Source organism: Pararhizobium antarcticum, from assembly GCF_001885585.1.
In the GTDB taxonomy this organism is placed as follows: Bacteria; Pseudomonadota; Alphaproteobacteria; order Rhizobiales; family Rhizobiaceae; genus Pararhizobium; species Pararhizobium antarcticum.
In genome coordinates, this window is sequence record NZ_LSRP01000001.1 from 36,377 (window position 1) to 54,587 (window position 18,211).

At 61.0% G+C, this 18,211-nt stretch carries 15 protein-coding genes; 9 read left to right on the forward strand and 6 right to left on the reverse strand.

Annotated features, from left to right (window positions below):
- Positions 1–28 precede the first annotated feature (28 nt).
- From glgC to AX760_RS00155, 4 genes are all read left to right on the forward strand, one after another.
- Positions 29–1,288, forward strand: a complete 1,260-nt coding sequence (glgC, locus tag AX760_RS00140) for a glucose-1-phosphate adenylyltransferase (RefSeq protein WP_071830800.1) — start codon at positions 29–31, stop codon at positions 1,286–1,288.
- Between the two features lies 1 nt (position 1,289).
- Complete coding sequence (gene glgA, locus AX760_RS00145; RefSeq protein WP_071830801.1) at positions 1,290–2,729, forward strand: glycogen synthase GlgA; 1,440 nt, start codon at positions 1,290–1,292, stop codon at positions 2,727–2,729.
- 4 nt (positions 2,730–2,733) lie between these two features.
- Positions 2,734–4,362: an alpha-D-glucose phosphate-specific phosphoglucomutase gene (locus AX760_RS00150; RefSeq protein ID WP_071830802.1), complete on the forward strand. Its 1,629-nt coding sequence runs from the start codon at positions 2,734–2,736 to the stop codon at positions 4,360–4,362.
- A 167-nt stretch (positions 4,363–4,529) separates the two neighbouring features.
- Positions 4,530–4,982, forward strand: coding sequence for a pyridoxamine 5'-phosphate oxidase family protein (locus tag AX760_RS00155; RefSeq protein ID WP_245294896.1), 453 nt, complete (start codon positions 4,530–4,532; stop codon positions 4,980–4,982).
- Between the two features lie 76 nt (positions 4,983–5,058).
- On the opposite strand, the gene AX760_RS00160 is transcribed toward AX760_RS00155, so the two are convergent.
- A complete protein-coding gene (locus AX760_RS00160) occupies positions 5,059–5,955 on the reverse strand; it encodes a DMT family transporter (protein ID WP_071830803.1) in 897 nt (298 codons plus the stop codon).
- A 158-nt stretch (positions 5,956–6,113) separates the two neighbouring features.
- Here AX760_RS00160 and AX760_RS00165 point away from each other — a divergent pair, with 158 nt between their 5' ends.
- From AX760_RS00165 to AX760_RS00175, 3 genes are all read left to right on the forward strand, one after another.
- Positions 6,114–7,001: a LysR family transcriptional regulator gene (locus AX760_RS00165; protein ID WP_071831021.1), complete on the forward strand. Its 888-nt coding sequence runs from the start codon at positions 6,114–6,116 to the stop codon at positions 6,999–7,001.
- 335 nt (positions 7,002–7,336) lie between these two features.
- A complete protein-coding gene (gene glgX / locus AX760_RS00170) occupies positions 7,337–9,298 on the forward strand; it encodes a glycogen debranching protein GlgX (RefSeq protein ID WP_071830804.1) in 1,962 nt (653 codons plus the stop codon).
- A gap of 89 nt (positions 9,299–9,387) precedes the next feature.
- Positions 9,388–9,876, forward strand: coding sequence for a MaoC family dehydratase (locus AX760_RS00175; protein WP_071830805.1), 489 nt, complete (start codon positions 9,388–9,390; stop codon positions 9,874–9,876).
- Positions 9,877–9,966: 90 nt separating this feature from the next.
- On the opposite strand, the gene AX760_RS00180 is transcribed toward AX760_RS00175, so the two are convergent.
- The 5 genes from AX760_RS00180 to AX760_RS00200 form a co-directional block, all read right to left on the reverse strand.
- Positions 9,967–10,968, reverse strand: coding sequence for a sensor domain-containing diguanylate cyclase (locus tag AX760_RS00180; RefSeq protein ID WP_245294897.1), 1,002 nt, complete (start codon positions 10,966–10,968; stop codon positions 9,967–9,969).
- A 251-nt stretch (positions 10,969–11,219) separates the two neighbouring features.
- The gene (gene soxG, locus AX760_RS00185; protein WP_071830806.1) at positions 11,220–11,801 is read right to left on the reverse strand and encodes a sarcosine oxidase subunit gamma family protein; all 582 of its coding nucleotides are present in this window, start codon (positions 11,799–11,801) and stop codon (positions 11,220–11,222) included.
- Entirely contained in the window at positions 11,794–14,787 is a 2,994-nt protein-coding gene (locus AX760_RS00190; protein ID WP_071830807.1) for a sarcosine oxidase subunit alpha, read from the reverse strand. Before AX760_RS00190 ends, soxG begins: the two co-directional genes overlap by 8 nt.
- Entirely contained in the window at positions 14,784–15,143 is a 360-nt protein-coding gene (locus AX760_RS00195) for a sarcosine oxidase subunit delta (RefSeq protein WP_071830808.1), read from the reverse strand. Before AX760_RS00195 ends, AX760_RS00190 begins: the two co-directional genes overlap by 4 nt.
- Before the next feature lie 13 nt (positions 15,144–15,156).
- Positions 15,157–16,410: a sarcosine oxidase subunit beta family protein gene (locus AX760_RS00200; protein WP_071830809.1), complete on the reverse strand. Its 1,254-nt coding sequence runs from the start codon at positions 16,408–16,410 to the stop codon at positions 15,157–15,159.
- A gap of 403 nt (positions 16,411–16,813) precedes the next feature.
- On the opposite strand from AX760_RS00200, the gene rpsU reads away from it, so the two are divergent.
- Together rpsU and AX760_RS00210 are read left to right on the forward strand one after the other, a co-directional pair.
- The gene (rpsU, locus tag AX760_RS00205; RefSeq protein ID WP_071830810.1) at positions 16,814–17,053 is read left to right on the forward strand and encodes a 30S ribosomal protein S21; all 240 of its coding nucleotides are present in this window, start codon (positions 16,814–16,816) and stop codon (positions 17,051–17,053) included.
- 307 nt (positions 17,054–17,360) lie between these two features.
- Complete coding sequence (locus AX760_RS00210) at positions 17,361–18,197, forward strand: tetratricopeptide repeat protein (RefSeq protein ID WP_071831023.1); 837 nt, start codon at positions 17,361–17,363, stop codon at positions 18,195–18,197.
- The last annotated feature ends 14 nt before the right edge of the window (positions 18,198–18,211 follow it).

The window sequence follows — 18,211 nt, forward strand, 5'->3', positions numbered from 1 at the left end:
TCGGGAACATTCTATCGGGAGGAAGACCATGGAAAAACGAATACAGCCGCTCGCCCGTGACGCGATGGCCTATGTACTGGCCGGCGGCCGCGGAAGCCGCCTCAAAGAACTGACCGACCGCCGTGCCAAACCGGCCGTGCATTTCGGCGGCAAGGCCAGAATCATCGACTTCGCACTGTCGAACGCGCTCAATTCCGGCATCCGCCGCATGGGCGTGGCGACGCAGTACAAGGCGCATTCGCTGATCCGCCACCTGCAGCGTGGCTGGAACTTCTTCCGTCCGGAACGCAATGAAAGCTTCGACATCCTGCCTGCCTCGCAGCGGGTGTCCGAGACCCAGTGGTATGAAGGCACAGCCGACGCGGTCTACCAGAACATCGACATCATCGAGGACTATGGCGTCGAATACATGGTGATCCTGGCCGGCGACCATATCTACAAGATGGATTACGAACTGATGCTGCAGCAGCACGTCGATTCGGGCGCCGACGTCACCATCGGCTGCCTCGAAGTGCCGCGCATGGAGGCTGTCGGCTTCGGCGTCATGCATGTCGACGAAAAGGACGGCGTCATCGCCTTCGTCGAAAAGCCTGCCGATCCGCCCGGCATTCCCGGCAATCCCGACATGGCGCTCGCCTCGATGGGCATCTATGTCTTCCACACGAAATTCCTGATGGAACTTCTGCGCCGCGACGCCGCAGATCCGAACTCCAGCCGCGATTTCGGCAAGGACATCATCCCCTATATCGTCGACCACGGCAAAGCGGTTGCACACCGCTTCACCCAGTCCTGCGTCCGCTCCGATTTCGAGCGCGAGGCCTACTGGCGCGACGTCGGCACCATCGACGCCTACTGGCAGGCCAATATCGACCTGACCCATGTAACGCCGGAACTGGACATCTACGATTCGACATGGCCGATCTGGACCTTTGCCGAGATCAAGCCGCCGGCAAAATTCGTCCATGACGATGAAAACCGCCGCGGTTCCGCGACCTCCTCACTTGTGTCAGGCGATTGCATCATCTCCGGTGCAGCGCTCAACCGCAGCCTTCTGTTCACCGGTGTGCGGGTCAATTCCTATTCCCGCCTCGACGGTGCCGTGATCCTGCCGGACGTGAAGATCGGCCGGCATGCTCAGTTGAAGAACGTTGTCATCGACAGCCGTGTCATCATCCCGGAGGGGCTCGTCGTCGGCGATGATCCGGAGTTCGATGCCAAGCGCTTCCGGCGCTCGGAAAACGGTATCTGCCTGATCACCCAGCAGATGATCGACAGACTGGGTCTCTGACATGGAAATCCTGTCGGTTGCATCCGAGGTCTTTCCGCTGATCAAGACAGGGGGGCTCGCCGACGTGGCGGGCGCCCTTCCCTTGGCACTGAAACCCCATGGCATCCGGATGCGAACGCTGTTGCCGGGTTATCCCATAGTCCTGCAGAAGATCGGCAAGGCGACGCGGATCGGCGGGTTCGACAATCTCTTCGGGCATCCGGCATCAATCCTCGCCGTCGATCATCACGGCCTCGACATCCTCGTGCTCGACGCCCCGGCCCTGTTCGATCGTGACGGCGGTCCCTATGTCGACAAGGCCGGGTTAGATTATCCCGACAATTTTCGACGCTTCGCGGCACTCTCGCTGGCCGCCGCCGAAATTGCCGGCGGGCTCCTGCCCGACTGGACACCCGATCTCGTGCATGTCCATGACTGGCAGGCGGCGCTGACGCCGGTCTACATGCGCTTCGGACCGGCTTCCGGCATGCCGACCGTGCTGACCATCCACAACATTGCCTTCCAGGGACAGTTCGGTCCGACGGTCTTTCCGGAACTGGCTCTGCCGCCGGAAGCCTTCACCGTCGACTATGTCGAATACTACGGCGATGTCGGCTTTCTCAAGGGCGGCCTGCAGGCTGCAACCGCGATCACAACTGTCAGCCCTTCCTATGCCCAGGAAATCCTCACCCCGGAATTCGGCATGGGGCTCGAAGGCCTGCTTGCCGCCCGGCTTTCCGGCCTGAAGGGCATCGTCAACGGCATCGACGCCGACATCTGGGATCCGCGCACGGACCCGAATATCGCCGCCCCCTACAGCGCCGACAAGATGAAGCGTCGTGCGGAAAACAAACTCGCCTTGTCGAAACGGTTTGGCTTCGATGCAGCGCCCGGCCCCATCTTCAGCGTCGTCAGCCGCCTGACGTGGCAAAAGGGCATGGACGTGCTTGCAGAAGCAATCGACGACATTGTCGAAAATGGCGGCAAGCTTGCCGTGCTCGGCTCCGGCGATCCGGTTCTTGAAAATGCATTCCTGTCTGCGGCGGCCCGCCACCCCGGGCGCGTCGGTATCGTGGTCGGCTATGACGAGCCGCTCTCGCACCTGCTGCAGGCCGGTTCCGATGCCATCCTCATTCCGTCCCGCTTCGAGCCCTGCGGCCTGACCCAGCTCTACGGCCTGCGGTATGGCTGTGTGCCGGTGGTGGCGCGCACCGGCGGGCTTGCCGATACGATCATCGACGCCAACGAGGCGGCGCTCGCCGCCCGCGTAGCCACAGGCTTCCAGTTTTCCCCGGTGACTGCGGACGGATTGCGGCTTGCGCTGCGCCGTGTCTTTGCGCTCTATAAGGAGCCGAAAGCCTGGGCGCGCCTGCAGGCGCAGGGAATGAAATCCGATGTTTCCTGGGACAAGAGCGCCGAGCGTTATGCCGCCCTCTATTCCGGACTTCTTGTGAAAGGCTGATAGTATGAGCAAAACCGTTGCGACCACGCCGTTTGGCGACCAGAAACCCGGCACGTCGGGCCTTCGAAAAAAGGTCCCGGTCTTCCAGCAGGCGAATTATGCCGAGAACTTCATCCAGGCGATCTTCGACAGCCTCGAAGGCTTTCGCGGCGAAACCCTCGTGGTCGGCGGCGACGGCCGCTACTACAACCGCGAAGTCATCCAGCTCGTTATCAAGATGGCGGCGGCCAATGGCTTCGGCCGCGTGCTGGTCGGCCGCGGTGGCATCCTCTCGACGCCGGCTGCGTCCAACGTCATCCGCAAGTACAAGGCCTTCGGTGGCATCATCCTGTCGGCCAGCCACAATCCCGGTGGCCCGACCGAAGATTTCGGCATCAAGTACAATATCGGCAATGGCGGCCCCGCACCTGAAAAGGTCACGGATGCGATCTATGCCCGCACGAAGACGATCGACAGCTACAGGATCGCCGTGGTTGCCGACGTCAATCTCGACAGCGAAGGCAGCCAGGACGTTGCCGGCATGGAGGTCGTGGTCATCGACCCGGTCGCCGATTATGCCGAGCTGATGGAAAAGCTGTTCGACTTCAAGGCGATCCGCAACCTGATCGGCGGCGGTTTCCGCATTGTCTTCGACGCCATGAGCGCGGTGACAGGCCCCTATGCCAAGGAAATCCTCGAGAACCGGCTCGGCGCCGCCAAGGGCTCGGTGCTGAATTTCATTCCGCTTCCGGATTTCGGCGGCCATCATCCCGACCCCAACCTTGTCCATGCCCGCGCCCTCTATGAGGAGATGATGGGCGAGGATGCGCCGGACTTCGGCGCCGCTTCGGATGGTGATGGCGACCGCAACCTGATCATCGGCAAGGGCATCTTCGTGACGCCCTCCGACAGCCTTGCCATGCTCGCCGCCAATGCCAGCCTGGCGCCCGGTTATTCCAAGGGTCTTGCCGGCATCGCCCGCTCGATGCCAACAAGTGCTGCAGCCGACAAGGTGGCGGAAAAGCTCGGCATCGGCATGTATGAAACGCCGACCGGCTGGAAATTCTTCGGCAATCTGATGGATGACGGCCGCGTGACGATCTGCGGCGAGGAAAGTGCCGGCACCGGCTCCAGCCATGTGCGCGAAAAGGACGGCCTCTGGGCAGTCCTGCTCTGGCTCAACATTCTGGCCGTGCGCATGGAAAGCGTCATCGACATCGCCCGCCAGCATTGGACCACCTATGGCCGCAACTACTATTCGCGTCATGACTATGAGGAAGTCGATTCGGATGCCGCGAACGGCCTGATGACAGCGCTGCGCGACCAGCTCGCGACGCTGCCGGGCAAAAGCTTCGGCGCACTCACGGTCGAGACCGCCGACGACTTTTCCTACCTCGATCCGGTCGACAAATCGGTGAGCAACAATCAGGGCATCCGCATCCTGTTCGAGGGGGGCTCGCGTGTCGTGTTCCGCCTGTCCGGCACCGGCACATCGGGTGCCACCTTGCGCGTCTATATCGAGCGTTACGAGCCCGACGCCGACCGTCACCACTTCGAGACGCAGGCGGCCTTGGCAGACCTCATCACCGTTGCCGACGAAATCGCCGGCATCAAGACGCGGACCGGACGCACGGAACCCAGCGTCATCACCTGATGCAACGACGGCCTCCGGCGCGCGGCATCACCGTTGCGCCGGAAGCATCGCGCATCCCGGCGTCTGCGCATTTGCCAGATGCCGCCAGAAGGCGCAAAGCTATCTGCCGCGCTGCAAATCTCCGGATCTCCGGAGCATTTGCCCAGAACGGGAAACAGGAGCGCCAGATGATTGTTCGGGACATGACGAGAGCGGAATGCCAGCGGATGCTGACGAACAACCGTTTCGCGCATCTGGGCTGCATCGCCAAAGACAGGCCCTATGTCGTTCCGATCCGTTACGTCTTCCGCGACGGAGCCTTCTACAGTTTCTCCCTGCCCGGCAAGAAGATCGATTGCCTTCGCGCAAACCCGCACGCCTGTGTCCAGCTTGAGACGCTGGTAACGGACGAGGAATGGCAGAGCGTGTTGCTTGAAGGGCTTTTTCAGGAACTGCCTGACGACGAAAAATGGCATGGCCAGCATATGCAGGCCTGGTCGCTGCTGCAGGAGCATGGCAATTGGTGGGAACCCGGCGCCTACAAACCCGATGCTGGCGCGACCGAAAGCGCGGATATGCATCCCGTTTTCTACAGTATCCAGATTGAAAACCTCTCGGGGCGCACCGCCACCAATGCTTGAGATTTAAAATCACCGATGTGCCCGCCCACGCGGTTCTTTTCTGCGCGTGTTACAGAGGTTGTGGCCACTGGGTTCATCAGCCGCGTGACGTCACCCATACGCCCACCAGGGTTATCGCCAAGCCGGCAAACATCGCGACGGTCAGAGGCTCCGAAAACAACATCCATGCCCACAGCATCGTTACGGGTGGGCTGAGGTAGATGGCAGCGCTCACCTTGGCCACGGGAAACAACCGGAGACTGGTATAGTAGACCGCATAGGCGAGAAACGTTGCGATCAGCACCAGCCAGACCATCCCGATCGCAAAGTCCCGGGTCATCGGTGGAGCAAGGCTGCCCTGCGTCAGGGCGCATAGGCCGAAGAGAACCGAACCCGTCAGGGTCTGGATGCAAAGGCTCTGGTGAACGGGCATATGCTGCGTCTTGCGTTTCCTGTGCAGGACCGAGGCGACGGCGAAAACCAGCATCGAACCGACCGTCAAACCGTAGGCCCAGACAGGAGCGGTGCCGAAACCGAGGCTGTCGAAGGACACGATCAGGACGCCAACGACGGCAACCGCGGTACCGAGCCATTGCCGTTTCGTCAGTCGCTCACCGAGGACGGGCTGGGAAAGGGCGGCAATGGCCAGCGGAAGAAGGTCGGAGATCAGGGCCACGAGCCCCGTCGGTACCTTTTGCTCGATCGCCAGCGCGAAGCCTCCCAGATAAAGGAAAACGGCCATGACGCCGAACAGCGCCTGATCTCTGACCGCACGCATCGATATCCTTGGTCCGATGGCCAATGCGAATGGCAGGAGGATCAGACCTGACAGCAATGTCCGCCAGAACAGCAAAAGCATAACGCTCGCCTCCTGGTTGGCATAGCGGATGCCGACGAAGCCCGAACTCCATCCGATGATGAGGAGGGTGGCAAGAAATGGCCACAACAGAGGATGGTGTTGGGCTGTGACGGACGGACGAAGGGGTTCTGTCATTTGGGCTCTGTCGTGCGGAATGGAATCTACCGCTAAAGGCAAAGCGCAGAAATCGCACATGACAAATATCGATGAAGGCATGAAAATTGTTAAATCCTTGTCATGATCGACATGGTTCGTGGCAGGTTCGCTCCAAGGACAATTTGACGGATATGACCATGAACGAGCTGAACAGCCGCCGCCTCGAAATCGACGCCCTACGGGCGCTTTCCGCAATCCGCCAGCATGGCGGAATTACCAGAGCGGCCGCAGCCCTTGGTCTCTCCCAGTCCGCCGTCAGCCATAAAATCAAGCGGCTCGAAGTCAGCCTCGACTGCGAATTGCTCGGACGCAAATCGGGCGGACCCATGTTCACGGCTGCTGGCGAAGACCTGCTGGACTACGCGAGCCGCATCCTGGGGCTGCACGACGAGGCGCTGTTAAGTCTGTCGAAAACGCCGCTCGCGGGAAGAATTCTCCTGGGGCTCACCGAAGACACTGCATGTACCGATCTCGCTCGCATTTTCGGCCGCTTCAGGCGGCTTCACCCAAATGTCGCGGTTCGGACCAAAGTCCGCATGAGCCTGGTTCTCCGCGCCATGTTGGAGCGCGGAGAGCTTGATGCCGCAATCGTCCAGGTCTTCAGCCACGAGGTGCGACCCAACGACGTAGTCCTCTACAGAGAGGATCTTCACTGGGTGAAGCATCCCGAATTGATAATCCGGCAAGGTGAACCAATTCCTTTTTTGTCGTTTGATGACGATTGTTTCTATCGACAGTGGGCGCTCGACATCGGCCAGGACAACGCCGTTCTCGAAACGGTCTTCGAGTGTTCAAGTGCGGCTGGAATTGTCTCCGCCGTCAACGCGACAATGGGTGTGGCGTTGCTGAATGACCGCCATATCCGAGGCGAGATGCAGATACTGAACGACTGTTTGCCTGCTCCGCCATCCTTGGCCTACGTGGTACGGCGGGCACGCAGGTCGCGAAATCCGGCTCTCGATAGTTTGGTCGGAGAAATCGAGAGAGACATTGGTCGACAGGGTGGATTGGCACTGATTGGCTGATACGCAGTGTCTGCACGGAGACCAGCCTCCTTGACCTTCCGTCAAAAAAACATCCGGGTTGGGGATAGACGTAAGCCCTTGCCCGATGGGCGGATAGAAAATTGTTTCCCTCTCGCCTTAAACGAAGCGCGGCGCGCGGGCATGTTCCGCCGGGCGAAAGATACAGGCTCGTTTTAAAGCAAAGCCGCTTTTGCGCGATCAAAGATCTCAAGGCGGGGATAAAACAATCCGCTTGCAACATATTCCAAAGCAGGGACAAATCTCTGTCAAACCAGACTGATACGACACGCTCATCCTTCAAGTAACACTCCGCCCGTCCGAAAGGTGCCTTCTTGATGCAGTCCTCCACCCTTCCCTCGCTCGGCGCGACACTCACCCCGCAGGGCACGCTGTTTTCGATCTGGTCGCGCCATGCCGCGCGCATCGACCTTTGCCTCTTCGACAGCGAGGGACATGAGCAGTTGCGCCGGTTGCCGATGGTGCGCAGCGGCGATGTCCACAGCCTGCTTCTGAGCGACGCACCGGTCGGCACCCGCTACGGCTTTCGCGCCGACGGCCTCTATGATCCCGATCAGGGCCTTTGGTTCGATCCCGCAAAACTGCTGGTCGACCCCTATGCAAGGGAGCTCGACCGCCCCTTCCGCCATGATCCACAGCTATCCGTCTTCGGCGTCAATACGGCCGATCTCGTGCCGAAGGCGGTCGTTGTTGCCACGGCACCGGTGCCCGCGAGCCCACCGATCTTCGACACGAGCGGCCTGATCTACGAGGTCGCCGTGCGGCCCTTCACCATGCTGCATCCCGATATCCCCGAAGCCGCACGCGGCACGGTCGGCGCCCTTTCACACCCCTCGATCATCGCCCACCTGAAGCGCATCGGCGTCAGCTGCGTCGAACTCATGCCGATCACCGCCTGGATCGACGAGCGCCACCTTCCGCCGCTCGGACTGACCAATGGCTGGGGTTACAACCCGATCGCCTTCATGGCGCTTGATCCCCGCCTCGTGCCCGGCGGCATTGCCGAACTGCGCGATACGGTAGCGACGCTGCACAAGGAAGGCATCGGAACCATTCTCGACCTCGTTTTCAACCATTCCGGCGAGAGCGACCGGATGGGCGCCACCGTCTCCATGCGCGGCATCGACAACCTGACCTATTATCGCCATGCCACGGACCATCCGGGAAACCTGATCAACGACACCGGTTGTGGCAACACCATTGCCTGCGACCATCCCGTGGTGCGCCGGTTGATCCTCGACAGCCTGAAGCATTTCGTCCAGGTGGCCGGTATCGACGGCTTCCGCTTCGATCTCGGCTCGATCCTCGGGCGCGACATGAACGGCTTCAGCCGCGATGCCCTGTTGCTGCAGGAGATGCTGGCCGATCCCGTGCTTGCCGATCGCATTCTGATCGCCGAACCTTGGGACATCGGTCCCGGCGGCTATCAACTCGGTAATTTCCCGCTGGCCTTTCTCGAATGGAACGACCGCGCCCGCGACGACCTGCGCCGCACCTGGCGCGGCGACCGTCATATCGTCGGTGCGCTGGCGACAGCGCTTGCCGGTTCCTCCGACATCTTTTCACGCCATGACGGCAAAACGACCCGCAGCGTCAACTTCATCGCCGCCCATGATGGCTTTACGCTGATGGATCTCGTTTCCTATGCCGGCAAGCACAATGAGGCGAATGGCGAAGACAATCGCGATGGCCACGGCGACAACCAGTCCTGGAACAACGGCGTCGAGGGTGTGACCGAGGACCATGCCGTTCTGGACGCCCGTCGCCGCGACGTCATGGGGCTATTGTCCACCCTGTTTGCCACCCGTGGTGCGATCATGCTGACGGCCGGAGACGAGGGCGGGCGCAGCCAGCGCGGCAACAACAATGCCTATTGCCAGGACAATGCCATCACCTGGGTCGACTGGGCGGCCCTCGACGACAGCCTGATCGCCCATACGGCGGCGCTCGCCGAAATCCGCAAGCGCTTCGACGTCTTCCGCCAGTCCGCCTTCTTCACCGGAGACAAAGACATTGCCTGGATGACGCTGGATGGCCATCCGATGAGCGTGCAGGACTGGGAGAGCCCCGCGACGGACACGCTGGCGATGCTGCTGGCAACGACGGACCGGCAGACTGGTCAACCGACGCGGCTTGCCATCCTCATCAACCGCAGCCATGCGCCGCATCCCGTCCGGCTGCCGCAAGGCAAGGGCTGGCAAGGCCTTCTGGAAACGGCAGATGCAGGCCCGCATATGCTTGCAGCACGCTCCGTGGGCTTCCATGTCGAAATATCCTGAATGGCCAGGCGCTTGCCGATTGCCGTTTATGGACTGCCACGCCTATAAACAAGCTGGGAGGCTTGGTCTTTCAGCTTCGGGGAAACAGAATGCCGCGTGAAATTTCGCTATCTGATGTCAAGGATCTGGTCGGCCAGGAGATCGGCATCTCCGACTGGATCACTGTGTCGCAAAACACCATCGACAGCTTCGCCGACGCCACCGACGACCACCAGTTCATCCACACCGATCCTGCGCGCGCCGCGGCCGAAACACCGTTCGGCGGCACAATTGCCCACGGTTTCCTGTCGCTCTCGCTGCTGTCGGCCATGAACTACAACTGCCTGCCCAAGGTGCGGGAACAGACGATGGGGATCAATTACGGCTTCGACAAGGTGCGCTTCATGACGCCGGTGAAGAGCGGCGCAAAAGTCCGCGGTCGCTTCACCCTCGCCCAAGCCCGCTTCCGCGGCGCCGGCATGCTGATGGTCACCTACGACGTCACCGTCGACATCGAAAACGAACGCAAACCGGCGCTGACCGCCAGCTGGCTGACGATTATCCAGTTCGATCCGAAGGACCGGCCGGAGGATGCTTGAAGAGGCTGGAAAGTGGTTCACTTCTGCCTGATGCAGTGAGTGCTGTCGCGTAAAGCGTTCTCCATTGGCAGCGCTTCTACCGACCGGTATTTACAGAGCCGACACCCGGTTGCGACCAGCCCTCTTGGACATATACAACCCCTCGTCAGCGCGTTTGAGTATATCGCTGGAAAGGCGATCCGGCTGACCGAATTGGCTAACACCGCCGCTGATCGTCGCTTCGTAATGCAGGCTTTCCCTGAGGATGGTCGGCACACTTTCGCGCAGCTTGTCGGCGATTTCCAATGCATCGCGACAAAGCGTGCCCGGCATGACAACCACGAATTCGTCCCCACCGAAACGGGCAATCACATCGCTTTGGCGCAAATGCTGCCGGCAGAGGCGCGCAATTTCCACAAGCGCCTTGTCGCCTGCATGGTGCCCCATCTCGTCGTTCAGCCGTTTGAAATTGTCGACATCAAAGACGAGTATGGAGGTCTGCGACCTCTCCCGTTCAAAGATCGCCAACCGCTGATCCAGGGTCTCAATAAGCTTCCTTCGATTGTACAGCCCGGTCAGAGCATCCGTCTCGCTTAATTGGCGAAGCTCTTGCTGGATCTCATTCTTGTTGGTGATATTGCTCGCAACCCAGACAACGGCCGCTTCACCCTCGACCTCAAAACTGAGCGCCTGAACACGACCTTCAAACCAGATGGAATGACCAGGGCCCTCTCCGGCTCCTTTGACGTCATTACCGCTGAGTTCGTATTCGACGATGTGAAGGACACCGCTGTTCAGCGCTTTTTCAATTTCAGCAGCGAACCACTCAGCCTTTTCCTGTTTCAGCACGTCAAACATTGTCCGTCCGACAAGACCACTCCCATCGTGATAATGCCTGAGGTCTTTCCCTCCGAATATCGCGGCGTAGCGGCCACTGCGCGTCAATATGAACGCAGGATCGGGAAGTGAGGAAAGGATGGAACTCAATTGCTGCTGCGTAAACAAGGAACCGCCTTCCCAAATTGCCTGGCGAAACGGATCTGCAACAAAGACACCAGCACTCAGCGCGCATCGCATTTGCAAATCAGCCTTCACATTCGGCCAATTTGCCACAACAGCATTTCATTTTTCTAAATAGGCATTTCGGGTAAGAGAGCGTCCCCGCTCTCCGTCATTCCTGTGCTTGTCACAGGAACCCGGCCGCCCAGATCCTTGGGCGAAGGAGCCCTTTGACCCGAAGCACGCCGGGTCGCTCGGTCCCCGCCACAGGGGCGAGGAAGGCGGCATCTGAAGTTGACATCGGTCAACAGGGTATTCCAGGGTTTGTCAGCAGCCTCAGGCCAACACCACAAGCCCCACGCCTCTTAGTTCCCTGCATCCTCGGCCGCTTCACTCAGCAAGCCGAAAACATAAGGCGAGAACGAGCGCCAGCATTCGATCCGGAAGGCGTCGTCTGCGGTGCGCAGGAGAACGATCTCGGCCTTGCCGAAAATCGTGCGCGAGCAGGCATTGATCGGGAAGGCCGCGAGTGTCAGGTCCTGCGGGCAGCCGCCATTAACAGCCACTTCGGCACCGAAACCCTTGACGAGGATGGCGGTGTTGCGGTGGGACACGTCGGTTGCCGAATGCAGCACATTGCTTGAAGCCGCCGCCGCCATCAGGTCGGCCTCGGTCTCGTCGATCACAAGCCATTCGTCCGGGCCAAGCCAGAGCGCATGACGGCCGTTCGAAGACGCTGATGTCTTTGGCCTGGTCGGCAGCGAGATGCCGAGCGCCGCCGACAGCGTCTCGACGGCATCGGGCTTGGCGCGCAGCGAAAGCCGCGTCGCCGGTGCGGCCGGCGTCAGTGCCGCGGCACCCAACCCACCATGACGGCCCGCGAGAGCCAGCGTGCGGGCGTGCGAAAGATCAGACCCCAAAAGTTCAGACCTCAAAAGTTCAGACATGGAGACGTCCTCCTTCCTTGTCAAAGAACACCATGTCGCTGACTTCGACGGCAATCGTCCGGTCCGGCATGGGCACGTAAAGCGTTTCACCGATGCGCGCCTTGCCGCCGGCAACGAGCGCCAGCGCGATCGAGCGGCCGCAATTTTCCGACCAGTAGGCGGAGGTGACATGACCGATCATCGTCATCGGCACAGTCTGGTTCGGATCGGCAACGATCTGCGCGCCTTCCTCCAGCACCACCTTCGGATCCTTGGTCAGGAGGCCGACAAGCTGCTTGCGGCCATCGGCGACGAGATCCGGACGGCGTAGACCGCGAATACCGACAAAGTCCGGCTTCTTCTTGCCGACAGCCCATCCGAGCGAAGCATCATCAGGCGTCACCGTGCCGTCCGTGTCCTGACCGACGATGATGTAGCCCTTTTCGGCGCGCAGAACGTGCATTGTTTCGGTGCCGTAGGCGCAGGCGCCGAGCGGCTCGGCCTGGGCGCGGATCGCTTCCCAGACCGCCGGGCCAAAATCGGCGGGAACGTTGACTTCGAAACCCAGTTCGCCGGTGAACGACATGCGGAACAGCCGTGTCGGCACGCCGCAGATCTTGCCTTCGCGCACGCTCATATGCGGGAAGGCCTCGTTCGACAGGTCGATGCCGTCCACCAGCGGCGCGATGATCTCGCGGGCCTTCGGACCCTGGATGGCAATGACCGCCCATTGTTCGGTGGCCGACGTCAGCCAGACGTCCAGATGCGGGAATTCGGTCTGCAGATAGTCTTCCATGTGGTTCATGACACGGGCGGCACCGCCGGTCGTCGTGGTCACGTGGAAGCGGTCGTCGGCCAGACGCCCGACGACACCGTCATCATAGACGAAGCCGTCTTCGCGCAGCATGATGCCATAGCGGCAGCGGCCAGGCTTCAGCGTATCCCAGCTGTTGGTGTAAATCAGGTTGAGGAACTGAGCTGCATCCGGGCCGACGACCTCGATCTTGCCGAGCGTCGAGGCATCGAACATGCCGGCGACATCGCGTACCGTCTTGCACTCGCGGTTAACAGCCTGGTGCATGTCCTCGCCTGCCCTGGCATAATACCAGGCGCGTTTCCACTGGCCGACATCCTCGAACACAGCACCCTGCGCTTCTTCCAATGCGTGCATCGGTGTCTTGCGGGTCGGGTCGAACAGTTCCCCACGCGAATGGTTGATCAGCGTGCCGAAGGTCACCGGCGTATAGGGTGCGCGGAAGGTCGTGAGACCCACCTTCGGAATTTCGCGGCCGAGCGTTTCGGCAGCAATCGCCAGTCCATGGATGTTGGACAGCTTGCCCTGGTCTGTCGCCATGCCATTGGTGGTGAAGCGCTTGATATGCTCGATCGAGTGCATGCCTTCGCGCACGGCCAGACGGATATCCTTGGCGCAGACGTCATTCTGGAAATCGATGAAGGCCTTGACGGTCGTGTCGGGACCGGCCCCTTCGGCTGCTCCGGCCATGCCGCCGGTCCAGTTGAAGGCGTTGTGACCCTGCAGTTCGAGCTTCTCGGAAGCCGAATATCCGGACGCCCTGGCGGTCAGTTCGCCGGCCGCCAGCGATTCCTCGATGGTGGCCTGCAAATCATTGGTGCCGTTGCAGGCGCCGACCGACAGGCAATCCTGCGCGTAGGCGCCGGGCAGGAAGCGCTGCGTCTCGGTATCATAGGCGACCTTGCCGCGTGACTGCGAGAACATGTGTACGGAGGGCGTCCACCCGGCCGACATCAGAAGCGCGTCGATCGCGATCGAGCGCGCAGCCCCGCCGCCATTTCGGGCGACGGACATGGAGGACACCCGCAGATTACCGGAGGTATTGACAACGCCATGGCCGGTCAGCACCTCGATGCCGAGCGCGCGCGCCTCAGCGAGAACCCCCTCGCCGGGCTTTTCGCGGCTGTCGACAATGGCGGCAATCGTCACGCCGGCGCGCTTGAGGTCGAAAGCCGCCTCATAGGCGGAATCATTGGCCGTGTAGACACCGATCTTCTTGCCGACGGTGACACCGAAATGATTGAGGAAGGTGCGCGCCGCCGAGGCCAGCATGATGCCGGGACGGTCATTGTTGGCGAAAACCATGTGACGCTCGATGGCGCCCGTGGCAATGATCACGCGCTTGGCCCGCACCTGCCAAAGGCGTTCGCGCGGCAGCTTCTTGTCAGGCTTGGCCAGATGCTCGGTGACGCGCTCGTTCAGGCCGACGAAGTTCTGGGCGTAATAGCCAAACGCAGTGGTGCGCGGCAGAACCTTGACGTTTGTCATGCGCTTGAGGTTGGCAGCGGTCGCCTGCGCCCAGGTAAAGCCGTCGAGACCGTCGATGGTCACGCTCTTGTCATAGTGCAACGCACCGCCGACTTCCGGCTGTTCGTCGCAGATGATGACGCGCGCACCGGTCTTGGCCGCAGCAAGGGCTGCCGATAGACCCGCAAGGCCGGCGCCGATGACCAGCACGTCGCAATGGGCGTAGCGGCTGGAATAATGATCTGTATCGTCTTCGGTCGGGGAAACGCCGAGGCCGGCGGCCGCGCGGATCTGCGGCTCGTAGACATGTTTCCAGGCCTGCTTCGGCCACATGAAGGTCTTGTAGTAGAAGCCGGCGGCAAAGAACGGGGCCAGAAGGTTGTTGACGGCGCCGACATCGAAGGCAAGCGACGGCCAGCGGTTCTGCGACACGACCTTCATGCCGTCGAACACGTCCTGCACGGTGGCGCGCACGTTGGGCTGCTTGCGCGCGGCGTCACGTTCGACCCCGATCAGCGCATTCGGCTCTTCGGCACCGGCGGAAACAATGCCGCGCGGGCGGTGATATTTGAACGAGCGGCCGACGAGATGAACGCCGTTGGCCAGCAGCGCCGAGGCAACCGTGTCGCCTTCAAGCGCTGCATAACTCTTGCCGTCGAAAAAGAAACGGGCGGTTTTGGCAGGGGTGAGACGGCCTGCACCGGGAATGCGATTGGCGCCGCTCATTTCGCGTCTGCCTCCGTGGCTTCATAAGTTTCGACAGGGGCGGTTCCGACAGGCGACGATGCAGCCGGGCGCAGAGCGCTGATATCCGGGCGCGGCAGGCCGGCCTTGTAGGTTGTCAGGAACTTGTCGCTGACGGTGTCGCGGGCGGCATTGAAGAACCGGCCACAGCCGTTCAGATGGCGCCAGCGTTCGAAGGTCAGGCCCTTGACGTTGTCACGCAGGAAGAAAAAGGCCTCGAAATCCGCGTCCGACATTTCAGTCATGTTGCGCGGGCGCGCGATATGGGCGTCGCCGGCCTGGCGAAACTCGAGCTCGGAGCGCTCTTCCTCGCAATAGGGGCAATAGATCAAAAGCATCTTGTTTTCCCCTTCAATGCGCGACGGCGGCAGCGGCCGCTTCGTCGATCAGGCGGCCCGAACGAAAGCGTTCCAGCGTGAACGGCGCGTTGATCTTGTGCGGCGCGTCATTGGCGATGGTGTGCGCGAAGACATTCGCCGAGCCCGGCGTTGCCTTGAAGCCGCCGGTGCCCCAGCCGCAATTGACGTAGAGCCCCTGCACAGGGGTCTTTGCGAGGATCGGCGAACGGTCCGGCGTCACGTCGACGATGCCGCCCCAGGAGCGCATCATCTTCATGCGGCGGAAGATCGGGAAGAGCTCGCAGATCGCATCCAGCGTATGCGTGATGATCTGCAGGCCGCCGGTTTGCGAGTAGGACGAATACTGGTCGGTTCCGGCGCCGATGACGAGCTCGCCCTTGTCGGACTGCGAGATATAGGCGTGAACGGTATTGGACATCACGACGCAGGGGAAGATCGGTTTGACCGGCTCCGACACCAGCGCCTGCAGCGGATAGCTCACCAGCGGCATGCGCACGCCGGCCATTTCCATCAGCACCGAGGTATGACCGGCCGCAACGACGCCGACCTTCTTGGCATTGATCTGGCCGCGATTGGTATCGACACCGGCGACGGAACCGTCGGGATTGCGGCGGATACCAGTGACTTCGCAATTCTGGATGATGTGCACGCCGCGATCCGCAGCCGCACGGGCATAACCCCAGGCGACGGCATCATGGCGCGCCGTGCCGCCGCGACGCTGCAGCGCAGCGCCGTTGATCGGGTAACGGGCCGAGCGTGAAATATCGAGCGGCGGGCAGAATTCCTGCGCCTGCTCCGGCGTCAGCCATTCATTGTCAATGCCGTTCAGCCGGTTGGCATGGATATGGCGCTTGAACACCTGCTGGTCATGGATGTTGTGCGACAGCATCATCACGCCGCGGGCCGAATACATGACGTTGTAGTTGAGGTCCTGACTGAGGCCATCCCACATCTTCAGCGCGTGGTCGTAGATCCCCGCGCTTTCGTCATAGAGATAGTTGGAGCGAATAATCGTCGTGTTGCGGCCGGTGTTGCCCCCACCGAGCCAGCCTTTTTCAAGCACCGCGATATTGGTGATGCCATGCTCCTTGGCAAGGTAATAGGCCGTTCCCAGACCATGACCGCCGGCGCCGATGATGATGACATCATACGCCTTGCGCGGCTCGGGAGAGGTCCATTGTGCCTCCCATCCCCTGTGGCCGCGCATCGCCTCGCGAGCGACAGCAAAAACCGAATATTTGCGCATTCGCCTTCACTCCGTATTCCGGTGAACTTCCGTGTCGCCGCTAGAAATCGCAAATCCCCGAGCGAAGCAACGTTTCTTTTGCGACGCAATCCGCCGCGACCTGCACGACTTGCGACATGATCGCAATTTGCATCGACCGAACGACTTGCATCCGGTCGCAGACACTATAAAGCATCGCCACCTGTGCTGCCGAACCAAATGACGTTGAAGCGTGCAGCCATGACGAAACATGCCTGCAACGCAAATTTCGGGCAGCCCCGGAAAACTCCCAGCTGGACTTTGAAGCCGCGACCTGCTAAGCGCTGCCGCAATCGTAAAGCCCATGGCTCCGCGAACGTCATTTCTGTTGCCTCGTTGAGCTTGCTCCAGGGGCCGGCACACGAAACAAAGGAACGGAATTCAGGTGCAGGTACTAGTCCGCGACAATAACGTTGATCAAGCGCTTCGCGCGCTCAAGAAGAAGATGCAGCGCGAAGGCATTTTCCGTGAAATGAGGATGCGCGACTACTTCGAGAAGCCGTCCGAAAAGCGCGCCCGCGAAAAGGCCGAAGGCGTCAGCCGCGTTCGCAAGCTGGCCCGCAAGCGCGCCCAGCGCGAAAGTGGCATCGTTACTACCCGCCCTGCAGCAGCTGCTACACGCTGATTGGTCGTTTTTTCGACTCGTTCAGATGTATAGTCCGGCGGAGGCGACACAGTCGCTGCCGCCATTTCCAGCTTGACGCAACGACTGCCGCGTAAAGCTGAAAGCCCGGTGGCACCGGACGGAGATGATCCGAAAAATATACGGCGCCTCGTGCTTCCTTTCGGTGGCTCAGGCGTTTCCGAGCAGGCAAACAACGCATATTCATGCTATAGCGTCCGAAACGGCCTGGACGCATCGCTGTATCGAGGGATCAATCTTGACATTTGCTGCAACGACTTCGGGCATATCGAGCCAGATTGGCAACGGCATGCGCCGTCTGAACACACAGGGCCGGGGTTTTGCATCGCTGCTTGCCATCGCGGCGGCACTCACCCTGTCGGGATGCCAGACCGATACATCGGAAGACATGATCCGCGTCGAACGCGCCCAGGGATCCGAAGGAAACATTGCCTCGCTCACCAGCGTGATTGCCGCCAATCCGAGCGATCCAGAGGGCTACAATGTCCGTGGGTCTGCCTATGGCCGCGCCGGTGAATTCCGCAGGGCGCTGGCGGACTTCAACCAGGCGATCCAGCTCAATCCGCGCTTCTACCAGGCCTATGCCAACCGCGCGCTGGTCCAGCGCAACATCGGCAACCAGGCTGAGGCCGCAAACGACTACAACATGGCGCTTCAGTTGAACCCGCGCTACGACGTCGCCTATATCGGCCGGGGCAATCTCTATCGGCAGGCAGGCCAGCTCGACCGGGCCTTTGCCGATTTCAACAAGGCGATCGAGCTCGACACGACCGACCCGCGCGCCTACCACAATCGTGGCCTGATCTATCAGACCCGCAACCAGCATGGACAGGCGATCGAGGATTTCTCGACCGCGATCTCGCTTTCGCCGAGCTCACCGGAACCCTATAACGGCCGGGGCATTTCCTATGTGGCGCAGGGCGACGACGACAACGCCTTTGCCGACTTCAACACTGCCATCAATCTGAACGGCAAGATCGCAGAATCCTGGGCCAACCAGGGGCTGGTCTACGAACGGCGCGGCGAGAAGGCCAAGGCGGCGAAGTCCTATGGTCATGCCTTGTCGCTCGACACCAAATACGAGCCGGCCCGCGCCGGCCTCGCCCGGGTCAAAGCGACAGGTTGACGCAAACGCGTCCC